Source organism: Chryseobacterium sp. VAUSW3, assembly GCF_002205795.1.
Lineage (GTDB): Bacteria > Bacteroidota > Bacteroidia > Flavobacteriales > Weeksellaceae > Kaistella > Kaistella yananensis.
In genome coordinates this window covers 953,683-969,348 of the sequence record NZ_NIUY01000001.1, presented here as the reverse complement: position 1 = coordinate 969,348, position 15,666 = coordinate 953,683, and the positions used below count along the sequence as shown (strand labels likewise).

At 42.0% G+C, this 15,666-nt stretch carries 13 protein-coding genes; 2 read left to right on the top strand and 11 right to left on the bottom strand.

Annotated elements, in window-relative coordinates:
* The 8 genes from CDW55_RS04370 to CDW55_RS04335 form a co-directional block, all read right to left on the bottom strand.
* Entirely contained in the window at positions 1 to 1,266 is a 1,266-nt protein-coding gene (locus tag CDW55_RS04370; RefSeq protein WP_088468479.1) for a hypothetical protein, read from the bottom strand.
* A complete protein-coding gene (locus tag CDW55_RS04365) occupies positions 1,266 to 2,096 on the bottom strand; it encodes a DUF2249 domain-containing protein (RefSeq protein ID WP_088468478.1) in 831 nt (276 codons plus the stop codon). Before CDW55_RS04365 ends, CDW55_RS04370 begins: the two co-directional genes overlap by 1 nt.
* Complete coding sequence (locus CDW55_RS04360) at positions 2,093 to 2,590, bottom strand: hemerythrin domain-containing protein (protein WP_088468477.1); 498 nt, start codon at positions 2,588 to 2,590, stop codon at positions 2,093 to 2,095. The genes CDW55_RS04365 and CDW55_RS04360 overlap by 4 nt, the downstream gene beginning before the upstream one ends.
* A 12-nt stretch (positions 2,591 to 2,602) precedes the next feature.
* Positions 2,603 to 3,727 carry a DUF2249 domain-containing protein gene (locus CDW55_RS04355; protein ID WP_088468476.1) on the bottom strand — a complete coding sequence of 375 codons (1,125 nt, stop codon included), beginning with the start codon at positions 3,725 to 3,727 and terminating at the stop codon, positions 2,603 to 2,605.
* 77 nt (positions 3,728 to 3,804) lie between these two features.
* A complete protein-coding gene (locus CDW55_RS04350; protein ID WP_088468475.1) occupies positions 3,805 to 4,239 on the bottom strand; it encodes an RrF2 family transcriptional regulator in 435 nt (144 codons plus the stop codon).
* Positions 4,240 to 4,390: 151 nt separating this feature from the next.
* Positions 4,391 to 6,511 carry an elongation factor G gene (locus tag CDW55_RS04345; RefSeq protein WP_088468474.1) on the bottom strand — a complete coding sequence of 707 codons (2,121 nt, stop codon included), beginning with the start codon at positions 6,509 to 6,511 and terminating at the stop codon, positions 4,391 to 4,393.
* Positions 6,512 to 6,875: 364 nt separating this feature from the next.
* A complete protein-coding gene (locus CDW55_RS04340; RefSeq protein ID WP_088468473.1) occupies positions 6,876 to 7,838 on the bottom strand; it encodes a YpdA family putative bacillithiol disulfide reductase in 963 nt (320 codons plus the stop codon).
* Between the two features lie 89 nt (positions 7,839 to 7,927).
* The gene (locus CDW55_RS04335; protein WP_088468472.1) at positions 7,928 to 8,875 is read right to left on the bottom strand and encodes an isopenicillin N synthase family dioxygenase; all 948 of its coding nucleotides are present in this window, start codon (positions 8,873 to 8,875) and stop codon (positions 7,928 to 7,930) included.
* A gap of 90 nt (positions 8,876 to 8,965) precedes the next feature.
* Between CDW55_RS04335 and menD the strand changes: the two genes are divergently transcribed.
* Positions 8,966 to 10,630, top strand: a complete 1,665-nt coding sequence (gene menD / locus CDW55_RS04330) for a 2-succinyl-5-enolpyruvyl-6-hydroxy-3-cyclohexene-1-carboxylic-acid synthase (protein WP_088468471.1) — start codon at positions 8,966 to 8,968, stop codon at positions 10,628 to 10,630.
* On the opposite strand, the gene CDW55_RS04325 is transcribed toward menD, so the two are convergent.
* Genes CDW55_RS04325 through CDW55_RS04315 form a run of 3 tightly spaced genes read right to left on the bottom strand, consistent with a single transcriptional unit; the run spans position 10,631 to position 14,839 of the window.
* Complete coding sequence (locus tag CDW55_RS04325) at positions 10,631 to 13,195, bottom strand: DUF5686 family protein (protein WP_088468470.1); 2,565 nt, start codon at positions 13,193 to 13,195, stop codon at positions 10,631 to 10,633.
* A 56-nt stretch (positions 13,196 to 13,251) separates the two neighbouring features.
* Positions 13,252 to 13,878: an aminotransferase class IV gene (locus CDW55_RS04320; RefSeq protein ID WP_088468469.1), complete on the bottom strand. Its 627-nt coding sequence runs from the start codon at positions 13,876 to 13,878 to the stop codon at positions 13,252 to 13,254.
* Positions 13,862 to 14,839, bottom strand: a complete 978-nt coding sequence (locus CDW55_RS04315; protein WP_228399604.1) for an aminodeoxychorismate synthase component I — start codon at positions 14,837 to 14,839, stop codon at positions 13,862 to 13,864. The genes CDW55_RS04320 and CDW55_RS04315 overlap by 17 nt, the downstream gene beginning before the upstream one ends.
* Before the next feature lie 76 nt (positions 14,840 to 14,915).
* Between CDW55_RS04315 and CDW55_RS04310 the strand changes: the two genes are divergently transcribed.
* Complete coding sequence (locus CDW55_RS04310; RefSeq protein ID WP_088468468.1) at positions 14,916 to 15,638, top strand: hypothetical protein; 723 nt, start codon at positions 14,916 to 14,918, stop codon at positions 15,636 to 15,638.
* Positions 15,639 to 15,666 lie beyond the last annotated feature (28 nt).

The window sequence follows — 15,666 nt, the reverse complement described above, 5'->3', positions numbered from 1 at the left end:
TCAAATTTTTGTTTTGTGAAGAAGTAATTTAAAAACATTCAGGCAGTACATCACCGCTACGGCCAGCCATAACACCAACCCGATTCGGATGACAGTTAAGTGCTGAAGCACCAGCCCGAGGGCAAAAACCAGGAACGCCGCAATAAACAGCCTGAACTGCCAGATGGTGAGCTTTTCATGATAAAGGTCTTTGGGCAGCGGAATTTTCGCTTTTCCTGAAAGGTGTTTATACTGGTTATTCCAGATAATGAAGGGCAAAGTTTTGAAGGTTTTGCCGAGAATAATATTGGTAATCCACCCGAGGAAAATCAGGGTTCCGTAAACCATCGTAAAGCGGTAACCATCGGAGTAATACACCACAGGAATCAGCAATACCGCGAGAATTAAACTCAGAAAAGAAAGAAACGTATGCTTCATCAGCAGTTCTATTCTTTTCCTTAACCGGTTTCTGAATACATCGTAAAGATAAAGCAGCCAGCAAATAATGCCTGCCAGAACAATGGCGGCGTATATCAGTACCCGCCCCGTTACGGCAAAGAAATAACCGTCGGTCAGGAATAAAATAAGTCCCAGATTCTGAAAGATAAACGCGTTTCTGAGGAGGTATTCTTTGGAAGATTTCCCCAGCAGAAACATCGGGACAAGCTTGGTACTCACGCCCGTAATAAGTTGCAGAAACCAGCCCGCAATGCCCATGTGCGCATGAAGTTTCAGCACTTCCAGATGACTTACCCGAAACATGGGTGTGTTTAAACTCAGATTAATGGCCAGCAAAAGCCCCACGGAAACCGTAAAAAGCAGCCAGAACGCAGAACCTGTGATGAGGAGTTTCTGGGCGGTATATCTTGTACAGATTTGGGTAGTTTTCCAGACATTGATAACGAAAAGCAAAACCGAGAACACGATCAGGGAGCCACCGGTAATCATCATCCACCCCACATCGAGATTCCAGAATTTCCAGGTAAGGAGAATAATCCCTGCGGTAAGGGCGTACCAACTCGCCGAAGCCATTTTTTCGCTGTACAGATCCTGCTCGCAAATCACTGGCAAAAGCTGGTGCGCAGCCCCGAAAATAACCATGGTTCCCCAGCCCAGCGCAGCGATATGCACAATGGTGAGCAAATGCGGCGTGAAATAGTGCTGGGTAAACGACTGCGGCGTGCAGAGCATCACGATACACAACACCAAAAAAGCTACGGCTCCCGTGGCATAAAACGGCAGTACTGCTTTGTTTCCGGGTGCTTTCCCGATGTTGATCTCTGCCATTATTTTCTGAAAATAAGCATTTTTACATCGCCTTCAGCCACGTTATGGATATGAACTTCGAAATCCTTGTCTGCCAGTTCTTCTAAAAGATAAACCGGAACTCTTTTGTGATCGATGAACAGGGCGTTTCCTTCTGGAAGTTTTTCGAGTTCGCCCAAAATGGTGTGCATCGGGCCTGGCATTTCAAGTCCGCGCACATCGATCCGGCGTATCTGATCTTCACCGAATTTTGCAAGAATTACATTGAAGGCTTCAACGCCATTCATCTGTAATTTACTTTCGAAAGAATCAGCCATCTCCGCTTCTTTCTTTTTCTTCAGGAAATAGGTGTGGAATTCTTTGTCGCTGATGGTTTCCACAAAAGTATCTTCGGCTTTTTCCTGTTTCAGAAGATGGATTAAAGGCGTGGGCACAAAACCGTTGATCACGCAGAGAATTTCACCCGGTTTCACTTCTTTGAAACGGTGAAGAATTTCTTTCAGCGGGTCGGCACCGTCGTCGATAATCGGGCGCACATCGTAAAAATCAATGATTTCTTTTGGCGCATCTTTCAGCCATAAAGGTCTCGGAGCTGCTGACAACTCTTCCTTAGCGGATTCGTCGCCTTCAAAAATAAATCCCAGCGGCGAAAGCACGCGCTTGAAATCATCTACTTTTGTTCCCGTCATTTTCGAAGCTTCAGCAATAGTAACCCGCGAAGCCATGATCTTGCGGAGAATAGGATTCTTCAGCTTCTCCAAAGGTTTCGCAATAGAGGCGAGAGCATCTACACTGCCGGAGTTTTCTTTGATAAGCTCCGAAATCTTTGTATTGATTGAAATTGTTTTCATAAATGATTCCTTTTTTCCTTTGCCCAGAATTCATCATCATAATCTTCCACGGCATCGTGGTCTTCACTGTGCAGCGTTTCACCAATCTTCCCGAGTTCCAGCTCCGAAAACTTTTCTTCCAGATAAGGGAAAAGCTGACGCTCTTCATATCGGGTGTGATCATCGATCAGCGTGGCAAGCTCAAGCAACAGCGGATATGTTCTGGTGTTCGACCTTACGTTAATTTCATTGATTTTCGCCAGAATCCGTTGGTGATCGGCCAGCCCTTTCTTCACCATTTCGTCTTCGGTATCAATGAAAAGCAGTTTTTCTTCCGTTGCAAAATGGCTTTGTAAATGATTTAACCAGAACCAGTTGGTGTAACGAATCATTCTTTCGGGTTCGGTTTCCGCTTTTACACCGGTGCGCAGTTTCCAGCAGAAAAGCAGCGTTGCGTGATGTTCGCGGGAAACGGGAACCAGATTTTCGTTGCGTTTGATCGGTTTTTTTTCCATTGTTGATTTTTTTTATGAATGAGCCGCGGCAATCTCTTCATCCAGCTTTAATGCTCTCGGGAACAGATAATCGTTTTCGATGCGCAGATGGAGATAAAGATCGCTCTCGAACTCCTTCAGTTTTTCATAAAGGTAAGTAAAAGAGTTACATGCGTTTTTCGGAGGTGCGAAATTATTGGTGATTCTTCTCAGGAAATTGAGGTCTTCGCCAGCGATTTCGTGCTCCTTTAACAGGATGCGGATTGGGTGATCCAGAGTCCCGGCTTCGTAGCTTAATACTTCGGACGGATTGTCTTTTTTACTCAACAACTGCCGGATGACAGGGAAAAGCACTTCCTCTTCGTTCGTAATGTGATTGAGCAGATCCTGCAGGAAATGATGCGTACTGGTAGCCACACGGTGCAGTTCGGGATTATTTTCCCCGTGATGTTCGGCGACTTTTATGGCGAGACCGTTCAGGCTTTCAGCATTATCTTTAATGTACTGGTGATGCGTCGCCACGATATAATCGGCCAACATGCCGAGTTCCCATTCGTCGTAATCTTTATTGTCGGGGAATTTCGGACCGGAATCGCTGCAACCGAAAGTCACCCCTTTTTCTTTTAAAAGCGCTGCTTTTTTCACGTCCTTTTCAGGAATTGAACCTTTTTGTGGCGTGTTTTCATCGGGATTTTTGGCGATTTTCACTTTAAACCATTCAGGGCCCTGTTCCAGATATTCCCAGGTGAAGATATTTCCTCGTTCGGCTAGAAGTTCGTAATATAACGGTTTAGGATCGTGATCGTTTTCAATAACGAAAGCCTCACCGGCAGCCAGTGCATCGAAATATTTAAAAACTGTAGGATGCTTCATTCGCGGCTCAAGTTGGGTAACGTCTAACGTTTGTATATCGTGACTTTCCTCTGTTGGATTTTTTGCAATCTGAACAACGAACCATTCCGGACCTTTTTCCAGATATTCCCAGGTAAAAATGTTTCCACGCTCGGCAAGAAGCTCGTAGTAAAGTGGTTTTGGGTCGTGATCGTTTTCGATGACGAAGTTTTCACCAGCCGCCAACGCGTCGAAATATTTAAAAACTGTGGGATGCTTTAATCTAGGTTCTAAAAGGGTTACGTTCAGTGTTTGGAGTGTTGCCATGTTATTTAAATTAGGTTTAGGGTTGATTTATTGCTTTTTAATTAAGACCAATTTGTCTGATTATTGTTTAAAATTTTTTACCTTCTTTTCAGCTGAAGTATATCGGCTTCATTTCCGTTTCGGAAACTGCTCAGCGTCACTTCGCCATAAATTGAATACAGTTTGTCGCGGGCTTCTTTGTACTGGTTATGAATCGGACAGGGATTTGTCTCTGAACAGAATTCAAGTCCCAATCCACAGCCATGAAACATTTTACTGCCATCAATCGCTTCCACAATATCTGCCAGTGAAAATTCCGCTTCCTTATCGGAAATGCAGAATCCGCCATATCGGCCTTTTGAACTTTGCAGGTAGCCTTTTTTGCTGAGGCTCTGCAGAATTTTGGCGATAAAAAGCTCCGGTGAATTGATCTTCTCGGAGATTTCTTTAATATTCACCATATGTCCGTCCTTTGATTGCTGCGCGATATAGATCATTGCTCTTAACGCATATTCACATGTTTTCGAAAGCATACTGTGTAATTCTGTGACAAATTTAGATAATATTTTTAATTAAGACAAATTAGTCTTATTTAAATTTGCTATTTTATTTTATGAGTTTACGCATGAAAAAAACTCAACCAACATGTTGATTGAGTTCTTATAGATTTTTAATTTAAATTTACTATACCAGTTCTACAGAATGCTGTTTCACCAATTCCTGCTGTACATTCGGCGGCACGAGTTGATATTCTGAGAATTTCATTGAGAATTTTGCCTTCCCGCCGGTAATTGAACGAAGTGTGGAACCGTAATCGTGCATTTCTGCCAGAGGCACCTCAGCCAGAATTTTCTGGTAATGTCCTTCAGAATCCATGCCTGAAATCATCGCGCGGCGGGTCTGCAGATCGCCCATTACGTCTCCGGTATCTTCGTCCGGACAAAGGATCTCTACGGAATATATAGGTTCCAGCAGCTGTGGTTTCGCATTGTGGAAACCTTCTCTGAACGCGCCCGAAGCCGCCAACTGGAAGGAAATATCATTGGAATCCACGCTGTGCATTTTGCCATCGTAAACTATTACACGGATATTCTGGCAGTGTGAGCCGGTTAGCGGGCCTTCTTTCATCTGCTGCATAATGCCTTTCTTAATAGCTCCGATGTAGCGGTTATCGATCGCTCCGCCCACGATGCACCAGTAGAAAGCAAGTTTTCCGCCCCAAGGCAAATCTTCAATCTCTTTCTGACGGATGTTGAAACCTGTAGGTTCCGGCATATCCTCATAGAAATTTTCAACCCGCATGTGGATTTCTCCGAACTGCCCTGAGCCGCCGGACTGTTTTTTGTGACGGTAATCGGCATCGGCTTTTCCCGTAATGGTTTCGCGGTAAGGGATTTTAGGATTATCAAAATTCATCTTCACACCGAATTCTTTCTGTAACCGCTGTTTTACCAGATCCAGATGCAGCTGTCCCTGACCATGAAGAATGGTCTGTTTCAGTTCTGCAGACTGTTCCACTTTCAGGGTAGGATCTTCTTCCTCAATTTTATGCAAAGCGGTAACGAGTTTTTCCATGTCTGCTGTGGAGTCTGTAGAAACTGCTTTTCTGATGCGGCTTTCAGGGAATTCCATCGGCCTTACTTTTCGGTCTAAACCTTTTGTATTCAAAGTGTTGTTGGAATGACCATATTTCAGTTTTACTGTAACTCCTAAGTCTCCTGCAACCAGTTCATTGACTGGAATTCTTTCTTTTCCTTCTGCTACAAAAAGTTGGGAAATCCTTTCAGTTTCGCCGTTATTGGCATTTACGAGTTCATCACCGGCTTTCAGTTTACCGCTGAGGACTTTAAAGTAGGAAACCATTCCGACCTGAGGCTCAGAAAGTGTTTTATAGATAAAAATCGTGGTTTTGTCATTAGGGTCGTAAGTGATTTCACCTCCGTTTTCCAGTTTTCTTGCTGGTCTTTCGGCTGGTGAGGGAGCAATGTCATCGATGAAGCCCATCAAACGGCCGCTTCCCATATCTTTCAGTCCGCTGGTGACGAATACAGGGAAGAACTGCTGTTTTGCCAATGCGATGGTAATTCCTTTGGCGAGTTCTTCTTCAGAAAGGTTGCCTTCTTCGAAGTATTTTTCCATTAAACCCTCTTCATTCTCCGCAGCGATTTCCACCAAAGCATTATGCATTTCGTTGGCTCTTTCCATTTCGCTTTCGGGAATCGGTTTCTTTTCAGGTTTGCCTCCGTTTGCGGGGAATTCGTACATCACCATTCTTAAAGCATCAATGATCGCATTGAAATTGGCTCCTGAATTATACGGATACTGAAGCGGAACGAGTTTGGAACCAAAACGCTCTTTAGCCTGCTCCAGAGTTTTCTCGAAATCAGCTTTCGGGTGGTCCATCTGGTTGATAACGAAGATTGCGGGAGTCTGGTATTTCTCCACATATTCCCAAACCAGTTCCGTACCTACTTCCACACCATTTGCAGCATTAAGGACGATAACTGCGGTATCAGCGACCTTTAATGAAGAAACGACCTCGCCAACGAAATCGTCAAATCCTGGGGTATCGATAATGTTAATTTTGTTGTTTTTCCAGTTTACGAACATCTGGTGTGAGAAAATAGTTTTCCCTTTTTCGTGCTCGAGGTCTGTATGGTCGCTCACCGTGTTCTGTCCTTCGACTGATCCACGGCGCTTAATCGCTCCGCCTTCGTAAAGCATGGTTTCTATCAGCGTGGTTTTGCCACTGTCGGAATGACCGAGTAAAACCACATTTCGTAAATCTTTGGTATTAGCACTCATAATATATAGTTTTAATTATTTTATGGGAATGCTAAAAAGGAAATGACCTGCATTTGATTTTTAGGTAGTTAAAGTTACGAAAGATTTAAATTGGTTGCTGTTATTTTTAAAAAGTAAATTCATGACATTTCGCATTAAGGGTTGGAATTGCTTATTGCAGGCTAACACATGAAGTACACTAAAGGGAGACTTTAATTTGGTAAGGCAGATGTACGGTTCAACTACGGTTCAACCTTCTGTAAACGTTTTCAGTAAAGAGTTTAGAGAATTAACAGGCCTAAAAATGCAGTTTCAACAAGATGGGATGTTATATAACTACCTATTTTATAGCGTGTTATAAAAATACGAAAATAAACTGAAATTATTAGTTTCTGTCAGCAATATGGTTCAGAATTATTTCCGCATGAATTCGGGAGTTTTCGATGAACCAAAGATGGGTGTCTTTGCCGCCACAAACTACGCCGGCCAGGTAAAGGTTTTTGACATTTGTTTCCATGGTTTCGGCATTATAGGCAGGAACGAGACTGTCGCCCTTTAAGTCGATGCCAGAGTCTTTTAAAAATTCAAAATCGGGAAGATAGCCGGTCATTGCAAGCACGAAATCGTTATCAATTTCATGGATTTTGCCTAATTCGTCTTTAAAAATGACAGAATTTTCTTTAATTTCAATCATTTCTGCATTAAAATAACCTTTGATGCTTCCTTCCGCAATTCGGTTTTCTATATCAGGCTTTACCCAATATTTCACAGATTTGGAAATCTCTGAACCTTTGATGATCATGGTGACTTCCGCTCCTTTTCTGTAGGTTTCCAGAGCAGCATCTACGGCTGAATTGCTGGCACCGATGACTACAACTTTCTGGTTCGCATACGGATAAGGTTCGGTATAATAATGTTTTACTTTGGGTAAGTTTTCTCCGGGAATATTCAGCAGATTCGGGATATCGTAAAATCCGGTAGCGATGATGACGTTTTTTGCCAGATATTTTCCTTTAGAACTCTGAATCTCGAAGAGTTCGTTTTTCGAAATGTTTAATACTTTTTCATAAAGCTTAATTTTCAGTGCTTTTTGTCGGGCAATCCCTTGGTAATATTCCAGAGCATCCTGCCTTCCCGGTTTTGGCGATGTTGTGATGAAAGGAATTTCAGCGATTTCCAGCTTATCGGCCGTAGAAAAAAAGCGCATGTATAAGGGATAATTGTAGAGGGAATTGACGATGGTTCCTTTTTCTATAATCACATAGCTTAAACCCTTCTTTTCCGCCTCCAACGCGCAATTCAAGCCAATTGGGCCGGCGCCGATAATCAGTACATCTAAAATTTCCATCCGGCAAAATTACGAAAACCATTATTGGTGAAGCAAAAGAAAACGGACAGAAAAATCTGCCCGCTTCTATTTCGTATTTTTAAAAATATTTACTTAATCAATCCCAATTCTACCAATCTTTCGTGCAGAAATTCCCCGGCTGTGGTATCTGGATATAATTTCGGGTTATTTTCGTCGTAGGTTCCTTCCAGGGCATTCAGTGGCATTTCGCTCACCGGATGCATAAAGAAAGGAATGGAATATCTGGAAGTTCCCCATAATTCTCTTGGCGGATTTACCACTTGGTGAATGGTAGATTTCAGTTTGTTGTTGGTGTGTCTGGATAACATATCGCCCACATTGATCATCAACTCATCGGGCTCAGCGATCGCATCCACCCATTCCCCATCATGATTCATCACCTGAAGACCTTTGCCTTGAGCTCCCATCAAAAGGGTAATCAAATTGATATCTCCGTGTGCCGCAGCACGAACCGCGTTATCCGGCTCTTCTGTAATCGGCGGATAGTGAATTGGTCTCAAAATAGAGTTTCCTTCGCTTACGAATTTATCAAAGTAGAATTCATCCAAACCGAGGTGCAAAGCCAAAGCTCTCAAAACGTAAACACCGGTTTTCTCCAACATCTTGAAAGCTTCCTTTCCAACTTCGTTGAATCTTGGAACTTCAGTTACCTCAACGTTATCGGGATAAACGGAGGAATATTTAGATCCGTCTTCGAGATACTGACCGAAATGCCAGAATTCTTTAAGATCTCCTTTTTTGAAGCCTTTTGCCGTTTCTTTACCAAATCCTACGTAACCGCGCTGGCCTCCAATTCCCGGGATTTCGTACTTCTGTTTGGTTTCTACCGGCAGGTCGAAGAAGTTTTTAACTTCTCCGTAGAGTTCATCAACCAGTTTGTCATCCAGAAAGTGACCTTTCAGGGCAACAAATCCGATTTCTTCGTATGCTTTTCCGATTTCATTTACAAATTTTTGTTTGCGTTCCGGGTCACCCGAAAGGAAATCACGCAAATCCACACTTGGAACTAATTTCATTTTATTGGATTAAAAATTTGACTGCTAAAGTATGATTTTTCTTATTAAAATTTTAATTATGAGTAAATTTGCAGTTAGTCAATATTTCACATGAAACAATTTTCTTCGAAAAGAAGCATACAGGTTTTAGCGCACCTCCTTAAAGAATACGGAATTTTCGACATTGTAATTTCACCGGGCTCCCGAAATGCGCCTCTGGCCATTCATTTTTCTGAGACTGATGAATTCAACTGCTACAGCATTGTTGACGAGCGCAGTGCGGGATTTGTAGGTCTGGGAATGGCGAAAAGCATTAAAAAACCGGTTGCGCTAACCTGTACAAGCGGGTCGGCAGCAGCCAACTACTATCCTGCGGTTACTGAAGCATTTTATCAGAACATTCCACTTTTAATCCTTACTGCAGACCGGCCATCGGATTTCGTGGATATTTTCGACGGGCAAACCATCCGCCAGAAAGATCTGTATCAACAGCATTCTTACGGAGACTTCCAGCTTCTGGAAGATGATAAAGAAAATGCAGAAGAAGAAAACTTCAGTTTAATAAAGAAAGCGATCGAGATCTGCTTCGAAAAGCAAGGTCCGGTTCACATCAATATTCCATTAGCAGAGCCGCTTTATCAACTTGTATCTGAAATTCCTGTTTTCCCGACCGTAGAAAAAACGATACAGAAAAAGAAGTACGAACTGCCTTCGAATCTGGCTGCAGAATGGAATGTTTCGAAAAGAATCATGATTCTGGCCGGAACAAGAGATTACAGCGAAGAACTGGAAATGCAGCTTACACAACTCGTTAAAAATCACAGCGCTGTGGTATTAACCGAAGCCAATTCGAATCTGACACATCCAAAGTTTTTTAACCATATCGACCGGTATATTTTCAATTTCTCGGAAGAAGATTTCAAAACCTATGCTCCGGATCTGCTCATCACAATTGGCCAGAACGTAGTTTCAAAGAAAATAAAGCAGTTTCTGCGAAAAGCAAAACCTAAGAATCACTGGCACATCCACGAAGTGTGGCAACCCGACACCTTCTTTTCGCTGACAGAAAAAATTGAGACCAAGCCGGAAGTCTTCTTCTCAAAACTTTTGCCTTTCATCACGCTGGAGCCCCAGCCTTACTTCAATCTGTGGGACGTGCTGAGAGATAAAAGAGACGCAAAACATAAAGAATACTGCCTGAAAGCTCCGTTTTCGGATTTTAAGTTTTTTGAAATTCTTGCTGATAAACTTCCGGAAACCGTCAACCTGCATTTCAGTAATTCTTCCGCGATTCGGTATGCACAACTCTTCGAGTATAAAACCGACAGCATCCACTGCAACCGCGGTACGAGCGGAATCGACGGGTGCACCTCCACGGCAATGGGCTTTGCCATGAAGGCGAAAGACCAAACCGTGCTTGTTACGGGCGATGTGAGTTTCTTTTACGACATCAACGGTTTATGGAACAACTACATCCCGCCTTATACGCGAATCATCGTCTTCAACAATGGGGGCGGCGACATTTTCAAAATTATTCCAGGACCGGATTCTACGAATGCGCTCGATGAATTTATCCTTACTTCGCATCACAAAAATGCGGAACACCTGGCTAAACATTTCGGGTTTGCTTACACCAAAGTTGACGATGAAGATACGCTTTCGCGGGTTTTAGATCATTTCTTTAAACACGATGTAAAGGCAAAAATTCTTGAAGTTGACACTTCGGCTATTGAAAATGCGGCCGTCCTGAAAGCGTACTTTGAATACCTAAAGTAATTAAAAATTCATTTGGAAACCGAATTTTACACCGAATTTAGAAACATCTGGTCTGGCGAGGTAATTTCCGCGCCAGTTGAAATCGACGCGTAAAATCCTTAAGTTCCCGAAGCCGATATTTTCGAGCCCGAAACCGTATTCATAATAGATTTGCTGATCCGGAGCGGAATACTTCGTGCTCTCGAAGTTAATGTTTTTCGACGCCTCACTTAAGGTTCCGTAAGCACCGCGAAGGAAAACCACTTCTCTGAATTTCAGCTTTTTAATCAGCGGGATGTGTGCCAGGATTTTCCCCTGAAAATGATGTTCGTAATTTAAAGTCGTATATGCATCAGCGACAAATTCGTAGTATTTCAACAGCGCAAAAGTGTTGGGAACCAAACTGTAGGACTGGTTTCCGGGAATGATGTTCTGCAATGCCAATGGAACGGTACTGAAGTTTTTTCCGGCCTCAAAATTAATGACCGAACGCCCAAAATTCCCTACTACTAAAGGCTGAGAATAAAGAAACTGAAGTTTGTTATAATCGAAATCCCCATCCAGAACATTTTCGAAACCGTGGGTGAATTTCAGGACAAATGTTGGCGAAAGTGTTGTGAAAGCATATCTGTCGACACCATACTGCGAATATCTTGCACCCGGTTTTGCGATGAGACTGAAGGTGGTGTGGAAATCGTTCAATTCAGATTTCAACTGGTTGTCTTTATAAAAACCGAGGTCGAACTTTTCGGGATTGGCGGATTTTATGTTCTGAAGCGCAGCATCCATCCTGACTTCAAAATTCTTGAGAGGCTCCAGAGAAAAGAAGAAGTTGTTCTGCTTCACGGTACTCAAAGAAGCATTGGTTCCCGATGAAAAAACCGAAGACGAGGCGAAAGAGCGGGTCATAATTCCATCATCATTCATGAGTTGTGCGCCGAGCTGGATGACATCATTCCTGCTCCCGAAACCAACGGTAGCTCGGTTTTCGCGGCTGAACATGTACCTGCCCTCCAATCCGTATTTAAGTTTTTTATCTTTAAATCCATAAGCGGTATATCCGGCGACGCGCCATTTATCATTTGGCGAAAAATAGGTTCTTGCGCCGACACGAACGCGGTCGCCTTCCACCTCATTATTTCCGTAAACGGAATAAATATCACCGAAATCGATGGCATTCCAGGCGTTGATATAACCCGATTCCAGGATTTCAACCAGTTTTACGATTCTTTTGAATTTCGGAACCTGCTCGAGTTCGCCCACCATCGTGTATACGTTCTGTTCGGTTTCCGAAAGCGGTTCAGTTCTGTTCTGCTCCCAGAATGCGTCGGATTTCTTTAGATTTTCGTCGCTCAGCGTCTGGCCTCTGTCGACAAGAAGCTGATCATCAAAATTTTTATTGAAAAGATAACCGCTGAAAATTCCGGTTCTTTTAAAGAGTACACTTTTCGCATCTTTTTTCTTTCCAAAAACCGACATTTCCAGCTCTGTATATGTTCTTTGGGGCAGGAACACCGTATCATCCAAGTTGTTGTATTCCGTTTCGAGATAAATTCCGTTCACGAAATTCACATTGATTTTGTTGGTTGACCGCAATGTTGCCTTTACAATATTATAGGTGTCTCTGGATATATAAAGATTTCCCTGAAACGCAAGCACTTCCCTGTTTTTCGGAAAATATCTGATGACGTACGCATCGGTACCCTCTACAGAAAGCGAGTCAGTGATTTCATATTCATAAGTATTAAACCCATCGGTTCCAGCGGGACTTGGGAAACCAATGTTAAAGAAATTCAGTGTATTATCGTAGATATTAACTTCCTTGAACTGATTTTTTGCCGTAGAAGCCACCAGTTCGTTGTCGTTAAATCCAGAAAATCTGTTGGCGACAATGATTCTGTTTTCTTTCTTTTCAGGCGCGTTGCGGCCATAAGTTTTATACATGGTTTCGTTGAAAAAAACCGGCAGCGAAAGTTTTTTATCATAGTTCGCCGAATCCGCATAATCAAAAATAAATTCGAGGTTATTGAAGATTTTTTTCTTCATGAAAGCGCTGTCGATATTGTTCAGTGCGATTTCAATTTTCTCATATTCCTGAAGCTGGTAATCGCTGTACCGGGCTAACCCGTTTGTTTTACGGCGTTTCCAGACTTCCTGCATGATGGCGTACGCGGGATTTTCTTTTTTGTTTTTATACTTTTTTTTGCTGACGCCCGAAATCACCACTTCATTAATCTGTTCTACTTTTTCAGACTGAAGTTTCACGACAAGATTTTCAAAGCGAAAGTCGTCGAAAATGAGAATCTCCGGTTTATAATTTCTTTTGATGAAGGTTGCTGTACTGATTCCGGAATCAGATTCAACAAGAAAATCGGCTCCCTTGGTGACGGTTTCTGCCTGTTCCCGGTTATTAATGAAAATCTCAACTCCCGAAATTGGCTGGCCCGTTTTTTCATCGGTAATTCTACCTGAAATACGGGTTTGGGCAGACGATAAGGTCGCCAACAACAAAAGAATGGTGACTGTAAATTTACATCGCAGCAGGGACTGAAAATTTTTCTGGATCAAGTCGGTGGAAGGTTTCATTTTTTCAGAACAACGCGAAGCGAAAGCAGGCGAACCGGCAGTTTGGGGTTTAAGGTTTAAAATTCGTTATCACCGGAATTTCCGGGCAGATTGGTAATTCTGGCAATGGGATAAATAAACATATCATCGAAATCATTCATCGCATTAATGATTTGAAAATGAGAATACTCTGCGATATTCTGCAAGGTGATTTCTGCTTCCTTTATTTTTTTATTTTTCAGAAGATATTGCCGCTGAACACCGTTCAACAGATACGTTGAAGGCGTGAACCATTCTTTTCCCTTCTTAAACAGCAAATTCGAGAAAGAACTATCGGTAATATGATTATTTTTCACAATAATAATCTCACTGGATTTTGCCTGCCGAAGCATTTTCTCGAGTTCTTTGCGGTCTTCAAATTTAAAAGAGTAATCATAGATATTGTTTACCACCAGCTGGAAATTGCTGATCTCAGAAATTGCATAAGGAATGAGCTGGGTTCTGAAGTTTTTATCCAGGTCGTAACTGATCCTCAGTTTGTATAGACCATCTTCGTCATGCTCCAGATTTTTGAAGATTTCTGCGAGATTGATTGAACTTTCTTTACCGAAATGGGCAAAAGTGTCATCAACCCGCTTTTGGTGAAGGTCCAAGAGAGAAATTTTCTTGTCTTCTATCTTAATACTTTCAATAAATTGGGACATAAATTTTGTTTTTCATTTCCTGATATTCGGTTTCGGCTTTGCTTAAATGGGTGATTCCGCCACCGCTTTTGAAATATAATTTTCCGTTCTCTTTTTCTATAAACCTGATCATCACACAGGAATCCAAATTCTTGCCATCAAACCAGCCGCAAACTCCCGTATAGAAACCCCGGGCATAATTTTCGGCTTCGAGCACAATTTCCAGGGTTTTTTCTTTGGGTGCCCCCAAAACCGATCCGGCCGGAAGTAATTTTTTCATAATACTTCCTATTTTTCCCTGAAAATCGGGCTTCAGCACTCCGGAAATCTCCGAACTCATGGCGTAGAGATTTTTGTTGTGCGTTTTGATAAAATCAATCCGCTGAAATTCATCCAGTTTCACGTCATCTGCCACCATGCTCAAATCATTTCTCAGTAAATCTACCACAGTGTAATGCTCTGCCTTTTCTTTTACGTCGCCCTTCAAAACCTCCACTGCATTTTCGGTACCGGCATCGATGGTGCCCTTCATGGGATGGGTAAAGATTTTATTATCTGTAATTTCTACAAAAGTTTCCGGGGAAAAAAATACAAACCTGTCTGGGTATAAAACTTTGTATTTGGATTGCGAAAGATAGAAAATTTCATTTAAAGTAAGGTTGGTTTTCACCTCCGTTTTACAGGTATAATTGGTGAGATAGGAATTGCCGGCTTTCAGGTTTTTCTGTACCAGATCAAATCCTTTTCTGTAAGATTCTTCACTTTGCGGGAAGGATTGAAACGAAATATCAAGAGGTTTACCGAGCGGTTCATTCGTCTTCTTAAATTTCTGAAAATCAATTAATAAACCCGATTTATCCAATTCCTCTTCCGTGAAAACCTCAACATTCTCCATTAAAAAATCCACCAAAAAGAAGTAAGGCGTTCCGGTTTGGGAAAGCTCATCCATCTGATCGAAACTGGGGTGAAATTTTCTTACCATGCGGCAAAAATAGTCAAAAGCGGGTGAGCGAAAAATTAAAACCGGAAATTTAAATCTTAAACCTTATTTTTGCGGCATGCAAAATAACCATCAGCAACAGTTCGGCCTTGGACAGATTTTGAAAAACGCTTTTAATTACTGGAATAAAACACTCTTTTATCAGTTGGTTTTCAGTGTTTTATACTTTTCCCTGTTTTTTCTGGGTTATTTTTATATGTTTCAGTATTTTGGACTTTGGGATGAATTCATTAAGTATCAGGATTTAGTGCGTACTGATCTTCCGGCATTCAATAAAAAAATGGAGGAAATCGCGCGTTTACCACAAATGCGTAATTTCGCTTTGGCATTTTTTGTTCTCCTGGCGCTCATCAATCCCCTGAATGTAGGTCTTTACAAAATCTACCGGAAAACAGACCTGAAAGAACCTGTAAGCCTGAACGATCTTTTTGCGGGTTATATCGGGTTCAATTTTTTTAAGTTTTTTGGATTTTATCTGTTCTGGATTATTATCTTCACTTATGCCAATGCGCTATTGTTTCTGGGCGTATTCTGGATTTTCATCACGCTGTTCTGTGTTCCACTGATGTTTTTTATGGATGTAAAGACGTTTGAAGGAATTTCGCTAACGTTTAAAGTCCTGCGCAATAATTTCAGCACGGTGCTTCCGGCGATGCTGGTAGCTTTTCTCTTCAGCTTAAGCGGCGTATTAATTTGCGGCGTTGGTTTTCTGCTGACTTTTCCGTTTTTAAATGCTATGATTTATACACTTTATCAGCATTATTACAAAGAAGTTGTTTAAAAGTTAATTTTAGATGCTGTTTTTTTCC

Coding starts and splice junctions, on each gene's coding strand:
- CDW55_RS04370 (WP_088468479.1), bottom strand. CDS start 1,266: ATGGCAGAGATCAACATCGGGAAAGCACCCGGAAACAAAGCAGTACTG.
- CDW55_RS04365 (WP_088468478.1), bottom strand. CDS start 2,096: ATGAAAACAATTTCAATCAATACAAAGATTTCGGAGCTTATCAAAGAA.
- CDW55_RS04360 (WP_088468477.1), bottom strand. CDS start 2,590: ATGGAAAAAAAACCGATCAAACGCAACGAAAATCTGGTTCCCGTTTCC.
- CDW55_RS04355 (WP_088468476.1), bottom strand. CDS start 3,727: ATGGCAACACTCCAAACACTGAACGTAACCCTTTTAGAACCTAGATTA.
- CDW55_RS04350 (WP_088468475.1), bottom strand. CDS start 4,239: ATGCTTTCGAAAACATGTGAATATGCGTTAAGAGCAATGATCTATATC.
- CDW55_RS04345 (WP_088468474.1), bottom strand. CDS start 6,511: ATGAGTGCTAATACCAAAGATTTACGAAATGTGGTTTTACTCGGTCAT.
- CDW55_RS04340 (WP_088468473.1), bottom strand. CDS start 7,838: ATGGAAATTTTAGATGTACTGATTATCGGCGCCGGCCCAATTGGCTTG.
- CDW55_RS04335 (WP_088468472.1), bottom strand. CDS start 8,875: ATGAAATTAGTTCCAAGTGTGGATTTGCGTGATTTCCTTTCGGGTGAC.
- menD (WP_088468471.1), top strand. CDS start 8,966: ATGAAACAATTTTCTTCGAAAAGAAGCATACAGGTTTTAGCGCACCTC.
- CDW55_RS04325 (WP_088468470.1), bottom strand. CDS start 13,195: ATGAAACCTTCCACCGACTTGATCCAGAAAAATTTTCAGTCCCTGCTG.
- CDW55_RS04320 (WP_088468469.1), bottom strand. CDS start 13,878: ATGTCCCAATTTATTGAAAGTATTAAGATAGAAGACAAGAAAATTTCT.
- CDW55_RS04315 (WP_228399604.1), bottom strand. CDS start 14,839: ATGGTAAGAAAATTTCACCCCAGTTTCGATCAGATGGATGAGCTTTCC.
- CDW55_RS04310 (WP_088468468.1), top strand. CDS start 14,916: ATGCAAAATAACCATCAGCAACAGTTCGGCCTTGGACAGATTTTGAAA.